15 protein-coding genes are annotated in these 12,773 nt (G+C 69.5%); 10 read left to right on the top strand and 5 right to left on the bottom strand.

Translation table 11 applies throughout. The annotated features are described in order from the left end of the window. Positions 1 to 61: 61 nt before the first annotated feature. The 4 genes from CA951_RS00080 to CA951_RS00065 are packed head-to-tail and all read left to right on the top strand — an operon-like array spanning position 62 to position 3,157. Positions 62 to 466, top strand: a complete 405-nt coding sequence (locus CA951_RS00080; RefSeq protein ID WP_072942706.1) for a molybdopterin-binding protein — start codon at positions 62 to 64, stop codon at positions 464 to 466. Then, positions 463 to 1,278, top strand: coding sequence for a molybdate ABC transporter substrate-binding protein (gene modA, locus CA951_RS00075; RefSeq protein ID WP_087554912.1), 816 nt, complete (start codon positions 463 to 465; stop codon positions 1,276 to 1,278). Before CA951_RS00080 ends, modA begins: the two co-directional genes overlap by 4 nt. Next, positions 1,275 to 2,081 carry an ABC transporter permease gene (locus CA951_RS00070; RefSeq protein ID WP_087554911.1) on the top strand — a complete coding sequence of 269 codons (807 nt, stop codon included), beginning with the start codon at positions 1,275 to 1,277 and terminating at the stop codon, positions 2,079 to 2,081. The genes modA and CA951_RS00070 overlap by 4 nt, the downstream gene beginning before the upstream one ends. Then, positions 2,078 to 3,157, top strand: coding sequence for a sulfate/molybdate ABC transporter ATP-binding protein (locus CA951_RS00065; protein WP_087554910.1), 1,080 nt, complete (start codon positions 2,078 to 2,080; stop codon positions 3,155 to 3,157). The genes CA951_RS00070 and CA951_RS00065 overlap by 4 nt, the downstream gene beginning before the upstream one ends. A gap of 21 nt (positions 3,158 to 3,178) precedes the next feature. Here CA951_RS00065 and CA951_RS00060 read toward each other — a convergent pair whose 3' ends face one another. Further along, positions 3,179 to 4,711: a DUF4185 domain-containing protein gene (locus tag CA951_RS00060; RefSeq protein WP_087555307.1), complete on the bottom strand. Its 1,533-nt coding sequence runs from the start codon at positions 4,709 to 4,711 to the stop codon at positions 3,179 to 3,181. 224 nt (positions 4,712 to 4,935) lie between these two features. On the opposite strand from CA951_RS00060, the gene CA951_RS00055 reads away from it, so the two are divergent. Together CA951_RS00055 and CA951_RS00050 are read left to right on the top strand one after the other, a co-directional pair. Next, entirely contained in the window at positions 4,936 to 5,451 is a 516-nt protein-coding gene (locus CA951_RS00055) for a hypothetical protein (protein ID WP_256973150.1), read from the top strand. After that, positions 5,448 to 5,858: a PaaI family thioesterase gene (locus CA951_RS00050; RefSeq protein ID WP_087554909.1), complete on the top strand. Its 411-nt coding sequence runs from the start codon at positions 5,448 to 5,450 to the stop codon at positions 5,856 to 5,858. Before CA951_RS00055 ends, CA951_RS00050 begins: the two co-directional genes overlap by 4 nt. Before the next feature lie 7 nt (positions 5,859 to 5,865). Here CA951_RS00050 and CA951_RS00045 read toward each other — a convergent pair whose 3' ends face one another. Both CA951_RS00045 and CA951_RS00040 read right to left on the bottom strand, forming a co-directional pair. Beyond that, complete coding sequence (locus CA951_RS00045) at positions 5,866 to 7,164, bottom strand: MFS transporter (protein ID WP_087554908.1); 1,299 nt, start codon at positions 7,162 to 7,164, stop codon at positions 5,866 to 5,868. Positions 7,165 to 7,174: 10 nt separating this feature from the next. Next, entirely contained in the window at positions 7,175 to 8,116 is a 942-nt protein-coding gene (locus CA951_RS00040; RefSeq protein ID WP_087554907.1) for an NAD-dependent epimerase/dehydratase family protein, read from the bottom strand. A 145-nt stretch (positions 8,117 to 8,261) separates the two neighbouring features. Here CA951_RS00040 and CA951_RS00035 point away from each other — a divergent pair, with 145 nt between their 5' ends. From CA951_RS00035 to CA951_RS00025, 3 genes are all read left to right on the top strand, one after another. Continuing rightward, on the top strand, positions 8,262 to 8,957 hold the full coding sequence (locus tag CA951_RS00035; RefSeq protein WP_087554906.1) for a TetR/AcrR family transcriptional regulator: 696 nt from the start codon (positions 8,262 to 8,264) through the stop codon (positions 8,955 to 8,957). A gap of 67 nt (positions 8,958 to 9,024) precedes the next feature. Continuing rightward, positions 9,025 to 9,630 carry a YqgE/AlgH family protein gene (locus CA951_RS00030; protein ID WP_087554905.1) on the top strand — a complete coding sequence of 202 codons (606 nt, stop codon included), beginning with the start codon at positions 9,025 to 9,027 and terminating at the stop codon, positions 9,628 to 9,630. Between the two features lie 88 nt (positions 9,631 to 9,718). Next, the gene (locus tag CA951_RS00025; RefSeq protein WP_179220060.1) at positions 9,719 to 9,895 is read left to right on the top strand and encodes a hypothetical protein; all 177 of its coding nucleotides are present in this window, start codon (positions 9,719 to 9,721) and stop codon (positions 9,893 to 9,895) included. On the opposite strand, the gene CA951_RS00020 is transcribed toward CA951_RS00025, so the two are convergent. Continuing rightward, a complete protein-coding gene (locus CA951_RS00020) occupies positions 9,883 to 10,659 on the bottom strand; it encodes a Mut7-C RNAse domain-containing protein (protein ID WP_087554903.1) in 777 nt (258 codons plus the stop codon). The genes CA951_RS00025 and CA951_RS00020 overlap by 13 nt on opposite strands. Before the next feature lie 15 nt (positions 10,660 to 10,674). Further along, positions 10,675 to 11,997 (bottom strand): MFS transporter, encoded by a 1,323-nt coding sequence (locus CA951_RS00015; protein WP_087554902.1) that lies wholly within the window; start codon positions 11,995 to 11,997, stop codon positions 10,675 to 10,677. Positions 11,998 to 12,065: 68 nt separating this feature from the next. On the opposite strand from CA951_RS00015, the gene CA951_RS00010 reads away from it, so the two are divergent. Beyond that, the gene (locus tag CA951_RS00010; RefSeq protein WP_087554901.1) at positions 12,066 to 12,743 is read left to right on the top strand and encodes a FadR/GntR family transcriptional regulator; all 678 of its coding nucleotides are present in this window, start codon (positions 12,066 to 12,068) and stop codon (positions 12,741 to 12,743) included. Positions 12,744 to 12,773 lie beyond the last annotated feature (30 nt).

Here is a 12,773-nt window from a genome sequence, read left to right as displayed (position 1 = left end):
GGTGGATCCGCATATGCCGACATAGCATGTCCTTTATGACGCATGCGCGGACGATCTCCGAATGACGGGTATTCGGATACGGCAGGCCGCGGAACTCCTCGGCGTCAGCGACGACACGGTTCGGCGGTGGATCGACAACGGCAGCCTCGCGGCGGACAAGGACGAGTCGGGCCGCAAGGTGATCGACGGTCCCGCCCTCGCCGAGTTCGCGCGCGCCAACGCGTCGAAATCGCCCGACCTGCTCGGATCGGAATCCTCGGCGCGTAACCGATTCACCGGCATCGTCACCGCGGTCGTGATGGACAAGGTGATGGCCCAGGTCGAGATGCAGTGCGGGCCTTTCCGTGTCGTTTCCCTGATGAGCAGTGAAGCTGTCCGCGACCTCGGGCTCGAGCCCGGCAAGGTCGCGGTAGCCGTCGTCAAGTCGACCACGGTGATCGTCGAAACTCCTGGAGGAATTTCATGAAGATGTCCTGGCGCCGGGTCACGACGGGGGCTGCTGCGGCCGCACTCGGTCTGGGCCTTCTCACCGGTTGCGGTTCGAACGACGACAGCGGCGCCGGCGCCTCGGGTTCGGCCGAGTCGACGTCCGCGGCCGCATCGGGCGGCGACATCACGGTGTTCGCCGCGGCGTCGCTGAAGGGCACGTTCACCGAACTCGGCGAGATGTTCGAGACCGCGAACCCCGGGTCCCACGTGGAGTTCAGCTTCGCGGGTTCCTCCGACCTCGCCGCGCAACTCGACCAGGGCGCCGGCGCCGACGTGTTCGCGTCCGCCGACACGAACAACATGACGAAGGTCGTCGACGCCGGACTCGTCGCGGGCACCCCGGTCAACTTCGCGACCAACACGCTGACCATCGTGACGGCGCCGGGAAACCCCAAGGGCATCACGTCCTTCGCGGATCTGAACCGTGAGGGCACGCTCGTGGTCACGTGCGCCCCGCAGGTTCCGTGCGGTTCCGCGACGCAGAAGGTCGAGACGGCTTCGGGTGTCGACCTCACCCCCGTCAGTGAGGAGTCGTCGGTCACCGACGTGCTGAACAAGGTGACGGCCGGTCAGGCGGACGCCGGACTCGTGTACGTCACCGACGCGGCAGGCGCGGGCGACAAGGTGACCGCCGTGGCCTTCCCGGAGGCCGCGCAGGCCGTGAACACCTATCCGATTGCCGCGCTGTCCGCTTCGAAGCAGCCGGAGGCGGCGCAGGGCTTCATCGACCTCGTCACCGGACCCGAGGGCCAGGCGGTGCTGGCGAAGGCCGGATTCGCCCAGCCGTGATCCGAGCGCCGAGGGTGAAGGTTCCGTCCGGGCTTCCGGGCTGGATCTTCGTGCCCGCAGCGGTGGGCGGCCTGTTCGTCGTCCTGCCGCTGTCCGCGATGCTGGCGAGTGTCGACTGGACGCGATTCTTCGAACTGGTCACGTCGGAATCGTCACTCGCGGCGCTGGAACTGAGTCTGCGCACCGCCGCCGCGAGTACTGCGCTGTGCATCGTGCTGGGTGTCCCGATGGCGGCGGTGCTGTCCCGCAGCAGCTTTCGCGGTCTCGAGGTGCTGCGGTCGCTGGTGCTGCTGCCCCTGGTGCTTCCACCGGTGGTCGGGGGTATCGCCCTGCTCTACACGTTCGGCCGGAAAGGTCTGATCGGGCAGCACCTCGAGGTCGCGGGCATCCACATCGCGTTCACCACCACGGCCGTGGTGCTCGCACAGACCTTCGTCGCGCTGCCGTTCCTGGTGGTCAGCCTCGAAGGGTCGCTGCGGACCGCGGGCAGGCGGTACGAGCACGCCGCCGCCACGCTCGGTGCGAGTCCCACCACCGTCTTCCGGCGGGTGACGCTCCCCCTGGTGCTGCCCGGACTCGTGTCCGGTTCGGTGCTGGCGTTCGCGCGGGCGCTCGGCGAATTCGGGGCGACGTTGACGTTCGCGGGCAGTCTGCAGGGCGTCACCCGGACCCTGCCGCTCGAGATCTACCTGCAGCGTGAGACGGACGCGGATGCGGCCGTGGCGTTGTCGCTGGTGCTGGTGATCGTCGCGGTCGTCATCGTGGTGGGTTCGCGGGGCTGGGCGTCGAGGGCGGCACTGTGACCGGCCTGAGCGTCGAGGCTCGGGTCGCCGCACGCGGTGTCGAGGTGGGATTCGACCTCGCCGAGGGTGAGGTGCTGGCCGTCCTCGGACCGAACGGCGCAGGCAAGTCGACGGCGCTGTCGGTGGTCGCGGGCCTCGTCCGCCCCGACGCGGGACGGGTCGAACTGAACGGCCGGGTGCTCACCGACACCGAGCGCGGCATCGCGGTGCCGCCGCACCGGCGCGGTATCGCGCTGCTCGCGCAGCAGGCACTGTTGTTTCCGCATCTGACGGTGGCCGCGAATGTGGCGTTCGCGCCGCGCAGTTCGGGTCGCGGACGCCGGGAGTCGCGGGCGGTCGCCGAGAAGTGGCTGGATGCGGTCGATGCGAGCCAGTTCGCCGACCGCCGCCCGCACGAGTTGTCCGGCGGGCAGGCGCAGCGGGTCGCGGTCGCCCGCGCGCTCGCCGCGGAACCGCAGGCACTGCTGCTCGACGAACCCATGTCCGCCCTCGACGTCGCTGCGGCCCCCGCCCTGCGGGTGCTGCTCCGGCGGGTGCTGCGGGAGGGCGACCGGACAGCGGTCGTGGTCACCCACGACGTCCTCGATGCGCTGGCGCTGGCGGACCGGGTGATCGTCGTCGAGGGCGGACAGGTCGTCGAATCCGGTTCGGTGCGTGACGTGTTGACGCGCCCGCGCAGTGCGTTCGCCGCGCGGATCGCCGGACTCAACCTCGTTCCCGTGTTCGCGGCGCAGGACGGGTTCGAGACCGAGACCGGTGTCCGGATGCACGGCCTGCTCGACGCCGATTTCGTCGGGGGCGCGCCGGCCGTCGCGGTGTTCGCACCGCACTCGGTGGCCGTGCACCGGCGGTCTCCGGAAGGCAGTCCGCGCAACGTCTTCCAGGTGACCATCTCGGAGATCGAGGTGCGCGGGCCGACGGTCCGGGTGCGCGCCGCCGAAGCCGGGGGCCGGCTGGAACTGAGCGCCGACGTGACCGCGGCGTCCGTTGCGGAACTCGATCTGGTGCCGGGCCTGGACGTGTATTTCGTCGTCAAGGCCACCGAAGTTGCGCTTCACACCGTGCGTACTTGTTAACGTCCGGCGGTTAATAAGTACTCACGGGTGCAGGGTCGCGTGCATCAGGTAGACGTTGTAGCTGTCCCACTCCGAGATCGTGAAATACAGGTCCTCGTCCGTCGACCACGGGTGGATGAAGCCGCCGTACGCCTTCGGGTAGTCGGCTGTGTCGACGAGCGTCGCCGCGTCCGACCACACACCCTGCGGGCTCGACGACTGCCGGAGGATGATCGAACCGCCGACGGGTTCGAGGTAACTCATCTGCCACTTGTCCGCGGCCGCGTCGTAGCGGACCGACAACTCGCTGGCGACCCCGCCGACGATGGGGGTCGCGAGGTCCCGGGATACGGGGGTCCACGTGCCGTCCGACCAGTACTGGTACGACGTGGTGTTGAGTACCTGGTCGACCGGTACCCGGGCCAGGCCGATGGTGCCGATCCGCCCGTTGGGGGTGCCGAACATGTACACGTAGTCGCCGTGCGGCACCATCGCGGACACCTGGAACCGGGCGCCGAAGATGTTGTCCCACTTGGCGTGCTGATCCTTGGTCCAGGTCTGCCCGTTGTCGTCGGAGTACGCGATGCCACCGTAGTTCGTGTACCACATGCCGGGGACCATGCTCCAGCGCTTCACGGACATGTAGCTGAGGTACTGGCGGTCACCGATCGCGAATCCCGACGTGGGGATGGTGGTCGTCTCGAAGTTGTTGATGTGCCTGCTGTCGATGATCTCGGCGGCGTGGCATCGGCTGTCCTGGACCATGCTGTCGATGGTCATGCCGTCGGACAGGTCGGTGTCGGTGCTGTGCCCGAGAACGTTGCTGCGCCAGTCCTCGCCGAACGCACCCGGCGGGGCCCAGTCCTTGCCGAACGTGTCACCGAACGCGACCGCCACCTCGCCGGGCTTCGTCTCCCACGTGATCCCGAGGTCGGTGCCGTCCACCTGCCAGCGTTTGTCGGTCCGGTTCTCGGAACCCTGTCCCGTCAGCTGCGACACCAGGCTTACGTCGCCGACACCCGGCTTCGCCATCGCCGCGGTGAGAGAACCACGTTCGGCCGGGTTGATCTCGACCGGCGGGGCGGGCTGCGGGTCGGGCCCCGGACCGCCGGGAACGGGAATGGGAATGGTCTCGGGCCGCGGATCGATCGAGATCTTCGGGATGGTCAGCGCACTCGAGCCGGACGAGCCGGACGAGCCCGACGAGCCCGACGACCCCGCCGAACCCGAAGAACCCGGGTCGGTTTCCGGTTTTCCGGTTTCGTCGGTGAGGTCGGGGCACGGGTCCGCGCACGGGTCGGCGGGAAGGTCCTGGGCGACGCGGGTCTGGTCGACGCGCGGTCCGGGAACGGGGACGGGCACGAAGTCGGGGTACGGGATCGGGATGCTCACGGTCGGCGGGACCGGGGGCAGCAGTGGCCCGCCCGGGCTCGGCGGCTCCTTCGCCGGGTTGAATCCGGTCTCGCCGCAGGCGTTCACCGGGAGCCACGGCAGGGTCTCGGCTGCCGCCGGGGCGGCGGTGAAGCCGATCGTCGCGGCCACGACGGCGGCAACGCACAGGGGCACTCCGGACACAGACCAGGACTTGTCGACCACGGGACCCCTCCACATCGGTGGTCGGAGTGATGGTGGACCGACCTGCACGCGCGGGGTCGAAGATAACACCGGGGGACGGCATCCCCGACGCACGCGCCCGGCCTGTCCGGTCGCAGTCCGGTCACAGTGCGGTCTCACGGTTGCAGCGCAATTCGCTGTCATTCGATGGAACCGGATGCGGTCGCGCTGCGTCCAACCTTCATATGGATCCTCTCGAGTATTCGTTCGGAACCGGTGCCGACGCCCCGGTGACGTGGACGTCGCCCGCCGATCTCGACCTCGGACCGTCCGGTGGCATCGATGCGGTGCGCCTGGACTTCGACGGCGAAGGGCTCCTCGACGACGCGATGTGGGACTCGGACGGCGACGGGGTGGCCGATCGTTCGGTGCTCGACTACGACGCAGAGGACGAGGCCCGCTACTTCATCGATCCTTCCGGTGATGGGACGTGGAATGCCGAGGTAGCGGGGCCGAGCGAGCACGTGGACCCGGCCCACCACCCGCACCCGGTACCCGGGGCGTTCGGGCCTCCGCATTTCGAACTGCGCGCGGTGAGCGTCGAGATTCCGCGCGAGCCACCGGTGATCGCGGCGGTGCACACGTGGCGCCCGGATCCGGTGGGCGGCACCGCAGGGACCATTGACGCAGGCACCGAAGCCGGGCAAGGTGGGTTGGGAAATCAAACTTACCGAGCATTCGACGAGGAGAACACACGATGACCGATCTGACCCGCGAGGCGGCGAGCGCCTTCGTCGCCGCTGCCGGACTGGAACTCGACGAGGTGTCGGGGACGAAGGTGGTCGGCCACATCGACCTGTCCGCCGACCACCACACACCGTGGGGAGTCGTGCACGGCGGCGTCTACACGACGGCGGTCGAATCGGCCGCCAGCATCGGCGCGAGCACGGCCGTCGCCGACCGCGGTCAGTTCGCGGTGGGCGTGCACAACGGCACCGACTTCCTGCGGGCCCGCACCGAGGGCCGGGTCGACGTGGTCGCGGTGCCCATCCAGCAGGGCCGCGTGCAGCAGTTGTGGTCGGTGGTGATCACGGCAGCCGACACCGGTAAGGAGGTGGCGCGCGGTCAGGTCCGCCTGCAGAACGTGCCGATGCCGGGGTCGGAATAGCGGGTTCTCAGGCGGGTTCGCGGCGGGTATTGAGCAGGACGCCGACGAGTCCGAGTCCGTAGATCGCCCCGCCCGCCAGCACCAGTGCGAGTGATCGGCCGTCGGGGGCGATCACGAGGGACGCGGCGGCGATCGACCCGATGAACGCCACGTTGAACACCGTGTCCTGAAGCGCGAACACCTGTCCCCTGCGGTCGTCCTCGATCTCGATCTGCATCGCTGCGTCGCCGCTGAGTTTGATGGACTGCCCGGCGAATCCGAGCAGCAGGGCACCGCACAGCAGCGACACCTGCGTCAGGGTCGCGACGAGCGTGCACTGCACGACGAGGGCGAGGATCAGGCCGCCGACGATGGTGCGGGACCGCCCGATGCGCGGAATGAGGAACGGCGTCGAGATCGCGGCCAGCAGCATGCCCGCGGCGGTGGCGCCGAGGGCGACACCGAAACCGGCGAGGCCGCCCGGCAGGGCGCTGACGGTGGCGGTGTCACGCAACACCAGAACCATGATCAACGTGTTGATGCCGAACACGATCCGGTGTGTGCCGATCCCGATCATCGCGGTCGTGACGCCCGGCGAATGCCACACGGCGAGCGCGCCGTTGCGCAGGCCGGCGGCGACGGCGCGGACCGCCCCGTATTCGGGTTTCTCGTCGGCGTGCGGACCGAGAAGCCGATGGTGGAAGCGTGACGCCGCGAACGCGGCCACCGCGGAACCGCAGGCCGCGGCCGCCACGGCGATTCCGGAGCCGCGGTCACCGGCGCCGACGAACGAGATGATGGCGACGGACGTCGCGGCCCCGAGTGCGGCGACGACGGAACCGGTGGTGGCGAGCACCGAATTGGTGGCTACGAGCCACGACCGGTGCACCACGCGCGGCAGCGCCGCCGAGACTCCCGCGAGAACGAACCGGCTCACCCCGATGGCTGCGAGGGCGAGCACGAGGAGTGCGGACTCCCCGGTTCCGGTCTCCAGCAGCGCGGCGGTCACCAGAATCAGCAGTCCGCGCAGCACATTCGCCCACAGCAGCACGCCGCGGCGGTCCCAGCGATCCAGGAGTGCGCCCGCGTACGGTCCGATCACCGAGTACGGGAGCAGCAGCACCGCGAAACCGGCGGCGATCGCGATGGGATCCGTCTCCCGCTCGGGGTTGAACAGGATCGCGCCGCCGAGTGCGGCCTGGAACATGCCGTCGCCGAACTGGCTGGCGAATCGCACGGTGGCGAGACGGGCCAGCCCGGGCGACCGCCGGAGGGTGTACGCCGTTCTGCGCCACGCCTCGCGCCGGTCCCCGAGCTGTTTCGCCATTCACAGGACCCTATCCGGCGGCCGCGACCGACCTGTCCTGCCACCACCGGACGGTCTCGTCGGCGGCCCGGTCGAGTGGGGTCGGGGCCAGTCCGAGCCGGGCCTCGCTCTCGGACGAGTCCATCACGAACGGCTCCTCGAACTGGTAGAGCATCTCCGCGAGTTCGCGACTCCCCTGGTGGACGAGCCCGGCGCCGCGGATCACCCAGCCGGGCAGGGTGCCCACCTTCGGGACGGGAACCCGGGCGGCCTTCGCATAGGCCTCGACCATCTGCCGCTGGGTGACGGCAGGCGCGGTCGGTGCGTGCAGCACCGAGTTCCACAGCGTCGGGTCGTGGGCGGCGGCGATCATCGCGGCCGCGAAGTCGCCGATGTACGTGAACGAGTGGGGCAGGTCCGCGGAACCGAGGACACGCATCGTCTTGCCCGCGAGGACGACGGGAACCATGCGCTCGCCGGCGTGCGCGTTCAGCACCTGCGGTCCGAAGAAATCGGACGCGACGACGCTCACGGTGGGCGTCGAGGATTCGGCGCGGGCCTTCAGCAACCGGGTCCGGATGCCGCGCTTGCCGGAGTCGGCCGACCGCGGCGTGTGCTCGGTCATCGGCTGCCGGGAGGCGTCGTAGGAGTAGAGGCTCTCGGGGAACACGACGACCGCGCCGACGTGTCCGGCGGCCGCGAGGACGGTCTGCTCGGCGGCCGGGAGTTCGCGCTCCCAAGCGCCGGCGTTGTAGGCGGCGTGGATGCAGTGGTAGACGGCGGTTGCTCCGTCGAAGGCCTCACGCAGCGCCGCGGCGTCGGAGACGTCGACCTTCCGCCGCTCGATCAGGGCATGCTCCGGGCCGCTGCCCGAGCGGGTGAGGACCCGCACCCGCCGGCCCTGTTCGGCGAGCTGCCGGGCGACGGTCCAGCCGACGGGCCCTGCTCCGGTGACGATCTCGAGATTCGACATTTCTGCTCCCGCTGAGTGAGTCGATTTCGGTGATTCGAGAGCACTGCTCTCTGTGTCATTCGAGAATGCTCGCTCCGGCCGGTGATGTCAAGAGCAGTGCTCTCTTTTGTTGACAGTGCTCTCTGAAATTGCGACGCTGGACCGCATGGCAGTCACACCACGGGAGCGCGCCCGCGAGCAGACGTTGCAGGACATCACGAGGATCGGTCGCGAACAACTGGCCGCGGTCGGGGGTGCGGCCCTGTCGCTGCGGGCCGTCGCGCGGGACCTCGGCGTGGTGTCGTCCGCCGTCTACCGGTATGTCAGCAGCCGCGACGAACTGCTGACGCTGCTCGTCGTCGACGGATACAACGAACTCGGCGACGCCGCGGAGGCGGCCGTGGCGTCCGCAGCCGAACCGCGGGACCAGTTCCTGGCGCTCGGACGTGCCGTCCGCGAGTGGGCGCTGCGCGAGCCCGCCCGCTACGGACTGCTGTTCGGCAGCCCGGTTCCCGGCTACCACGCGCCCGGGGAGCAGACCACGACTCCGGGAACGCGGGTGATCAACGCCCTCGTCGGGATCTTCGACAACGCGTTCCGGGCGGGCAAGCTCGAGGCGGACGCGGCGGCGCCCATCGACGACCGCCTCGCCGCCGACCTCGACCGCGTCCGTGCCGAACTCGGCCTCACCACACCCGACCACCTGCTCGCCCGCGGTGTGCTGGTGTGGTCGGCACTGTTCGGGGCCGTGAACTTCGAGGTGTTCGGGCAATACGGCGCCGACACGTTCACCGCACCGGGTGCACTGTTCGAGCACCACCTCGCCGTCCTGGCCGAGACGGCGGGGCTGGCCGCGGCGTAAAGCGGCGAACCGGACGCAGGTCGCGTCCTCCGTCACATCGCGTTCGCCGCGGTGGGATGATGTTCAGGTGGCGCACGCAGAAGAACCCGAAGATCGAACGGCGTCGACGGAACCGGTGGTCCGGCCCGGCAGCCTGTTGGTCTCGTCCACAGATCTCGTCGAACCCGCTTTCCGTCGCACCGTGATCTATGTGATCGAGCACAACGAGGCCGGAAGCCTCGGTGTGGTCATCAACCGTCCCAGCGAAACCGCCGTCCACGACGTGCTGCCACAGTGGGCGCCGCTCACCGCGCGCCCGTCCGCGCTGTACGTCGGCGGTCCCGTCAAACGTGACGCCGCACTGTGCCTGGCGACGCTGCGCACCGGCGCGCAGGCCGACGGCGTCCCCGGTCTGCGCCGGGTCCACGGCCGCGTCGTGATGGTCGATCTCGACTCCGACCCCGAGGTCGTCGCCCCGCTGGTGGAGGGCATCCGGATCTTTGCCGGCTACTCGGGATGGACGTACGGTCAGCTCGACTCCGAACTCCAGCGCGACGACTGGATCGTCATCTCGGCGCTCGCATCGGACGTCGTCGCCCCGGCCCGTGTCGACGTGTGGGCGCAGGTGCTGCGCAGGCAGCCGCTCCCCCTCGCCCTGCTCGCCACCCACCCGATCGACGTCGAGCGCAACTGAGCCGACACACCCCGCGCACGTCCCTGGGCTGTCGGGGACGGGTGGTATCAACAGAGGTGGGGAACGAGAAGTGAGGAGGACAGCACACGTGATCGACACCTGTCACGGAACATTGATCGTGCACACGCTCTACGGAGCCGAATGCACCGACGAGTCGTGCGTCGAGTTGTCCGAGGTCCGGCACGCACTGATCATCGACTGCGACGAATTCGGTGACTGCGCGTGTTCGGCGGAGTTCGCCGAGCAGTTGCGTCACGCCTCCTGAGAATCCACCTCGAGCGAGACTCCGACCTCCGACAGTCGCCGGCTCAGCTTCGGGAGATGGCTGCCCGGCCAGTACAGCTGCGCACAGTCCCGGCACCGGCTGAACTGCTGTTCGTTCCGCGCGACCCCCGGCGGCGCCTCGGCGAGCGCGTCGTCGCGGGCAATCGGCGCGAGTAGCCCGTTGCACCGTGCGCACCGCGTGAACGGCGTGATCCGCGACCGAAGGTCAAAGCGGTCCAACACTTCCCGCAGCTGCCGGCGTGGGTCCGTTTCGTGCAGGAAACCGCCGTGGGTGACCGCCGACCGTTTGAGCAGTCCCGTGTCCCGGGTCAGGACGATGCGATGCTCGGCGAGGGAGATGTCCACCAGTTCCGTGTCGTCGAAGTCGTTGCGGTAGCGGGTGTCGAAGCCGAGCAGGCGGAGGTAGCGAGCGAGGCGGCCGAGGTGCACGTCGAGCACGAATTTCGGGTCCCGCAGCGGTCGGGGACGCAGTTTCGTCACCCCGGTCAGGTCGAAACGCTCGAACACGGGGTAGACCGCGACGCGTTCGCCGCCACGCAGGAGATGCCCGAAATCGACCGACACCTCGTCGACGAGGATCAGATCCACCTCGGTGTGCGGGACGCCCAGCGCCTCGATGCGGTCCTTCACCGACGGGGTGCCGTCGAATCGGTGCTCGAAGGTGCGCTTGCGCTGCACCGGCGGCAGAAAGTCGTTCAGCTCCTCGTAGAAGCGGAACTCGCAGTGGCGAAGCGGTTCGGGCATCGGCGTTTCACGTCCTCAGGCCACAGTACTGGCCTCCTCTGCCGGGTTCCCACCCCTCGTGCGGATGCCGAGCACGGCGACGACGCCGCACAGGACGGCTCCGATGATCGCGAGTTCGAGGACGGCCACGTGCATGCCCTGGACAGTGATGGCGATGCCCGCGCAGATGGACGGCACCGCGAGACCGACGTAGCCGACGGTGAAGAACGCGGCGAGCGTCCCGCCCTGGGCGTCGGGGGCGTGCTCGGCGGCAGCGGCGCCCACCGCGCGCATCGCACCGGCGAACGAGAGTCCGTGTCCCACACCGACGACGACCGTCACGGTGCACAGCAGGGCGAGGGACGGCGCGAAGTCGACGACGAGCAGACCGACCATGCCGACGCCGACGGCGCCGATGCCCAGGGTTCGGCAGAGCACGGTTCCGAGTCGGTTGGCGACGAGTTGCGCGGACACCGAGCACACCATGACCAGTGCGGCGGCACCGCCGGCGACCACCAGGTTGCTCACGTCGAGCAGGTCGATGATCCACGTCGGAACCACCGACTGGAACAGGCCGACGGCTCCCCACGCCAGTGCGACTCCGAGGGAGGACAGCCAGAACACCCGGCGCAGGGGTGCGGGGACGTGCGGCACCTGGAACAACTGGGTGGGGCGTGACGTACCGCCGGTGGGTGCGGGGAGCAGCAGCACCATGATCAGCGCGGGCAGGAGCGCCAGCGCGAACAGCACGTACGGCAGGACGAGGGCGTGCGGAAGGTACTGCGCGACGGCGCCGCCGAAGAGCGGGCCGAGTGCCGCGCCGAGGGCGGTGGTGAGCGTGGCGGCGAGACCGGCGCGGCGGAGGTTCCGGGCGGGTTCGTGCTCGATCAGGGCGGCGGACCCGGCGGCCGAGCAGGCGCCGACGGCGATGCCCTGGGAGATCCGGCCGAGGAACAGCCAGATGGTCGAGTCGGCGAAGGCGAGGAGGACGGCGCCCAGGAGGCTGAAGAAGATCGCGGCCAGCAACACGAAGCGGCGTCCCAGCGCGTCCGACAGCGGACCGAAGAACAGCAGCGAGGGAAGCAGACCGGCGACGTAGACGGCGAAGATCAGCGTCTGGACCAGCGGGGTGAAGCCGAATTCGTGGCGGTAGAGCGAGTACAGCGCCGTAGGCATGTTGGAGCCGAGGAGCAGGACCACGAGGAGATAGTTCAGGCCGTGGAAGTGGCGGCCGGTGGTGCGGGCGGCGGCGGTCGGGAGGGCGTCGGCGGGAGCGGTTGACGTGGACGTGGGGGGTCGCCTCCTCGGGCTGTCCGAATACGTGGGGCTGTCCGAATGCGTGGAGCTGTCCAAATACATGGGACGTCCTACGTAGTTTAGACGGGCCGGTCGGGACGAGCGAGCCGACGAGGTGTGAGGATGAGTACATGACGGTGGTTCGGCGCGAGTCCGCGTATCAGCAGTCCCTGGACTGGATGCGCGGCAGGATCGCCGAGGGCGACTGGACGGTGGGCGAGCGCATCCCCACCGAACCCGAGCTGATGACGCTGCTCGGAGTCGGGCGCAACACCGTGCGCGAGGCCATCAAGACCCTGACGTCCACGGGCATCCTCGAGATCCGGCGGGGATCGGGGACGTTCGTGCGGGCACGCACCGATATCGGCGGGCTGCTCGGGCGGCAGGTCGCGGTCGCCGAGATGCTGAACGTCTTCGAGGTCCGGCGGGCCCTCGAGACGGAGGCCGTCCGGCTGGCGTGCGGGCGGCGCACCGACGACGACCTGCGGTCGCTGTCCGCGCTACTCGAGGAACGGCAGCGCACCGCCGACGAGGCGTCCCGATTCGCGGACGCCGACCTCGCGTTCCACCTCAGGGTCGTCGAGGCCGCGCACAATCCGGTGCTGTCCGACCTGTTCGCGGGGATCCTCGAACCCACCCGCGCTACGTACGACTTCACCGTGGGCATCCACCCGCCGTCGCTGACCACCGACGACCACCGTGCCGTCGTCGACGCGATCGCCGCCCGCGACGAGGACGCCGCCGTCCGGGCCGCCCTCGGCTACCTCGACCGCGTGCTCGAAGCGGTGCACCAGGCCTCCCGCCCGTGAGTGGTTAGCGAGTCCCTGCACTCGTTACGC

Source organism: Rhodococcus sp. NCIMB 12038 (assembly GCF_002165735.1).
Lineage (GTDB): Bacteria > Actinomycetota > Actinomycetes > Mycobacteriales > Mycobacteriaceae > Rhodococcus_F.
The sequence above is the reverse complement of the archived record's forward strand: the minus strand, read 5'-3'. Positions and strand labels throughout refer to the sequence as shown.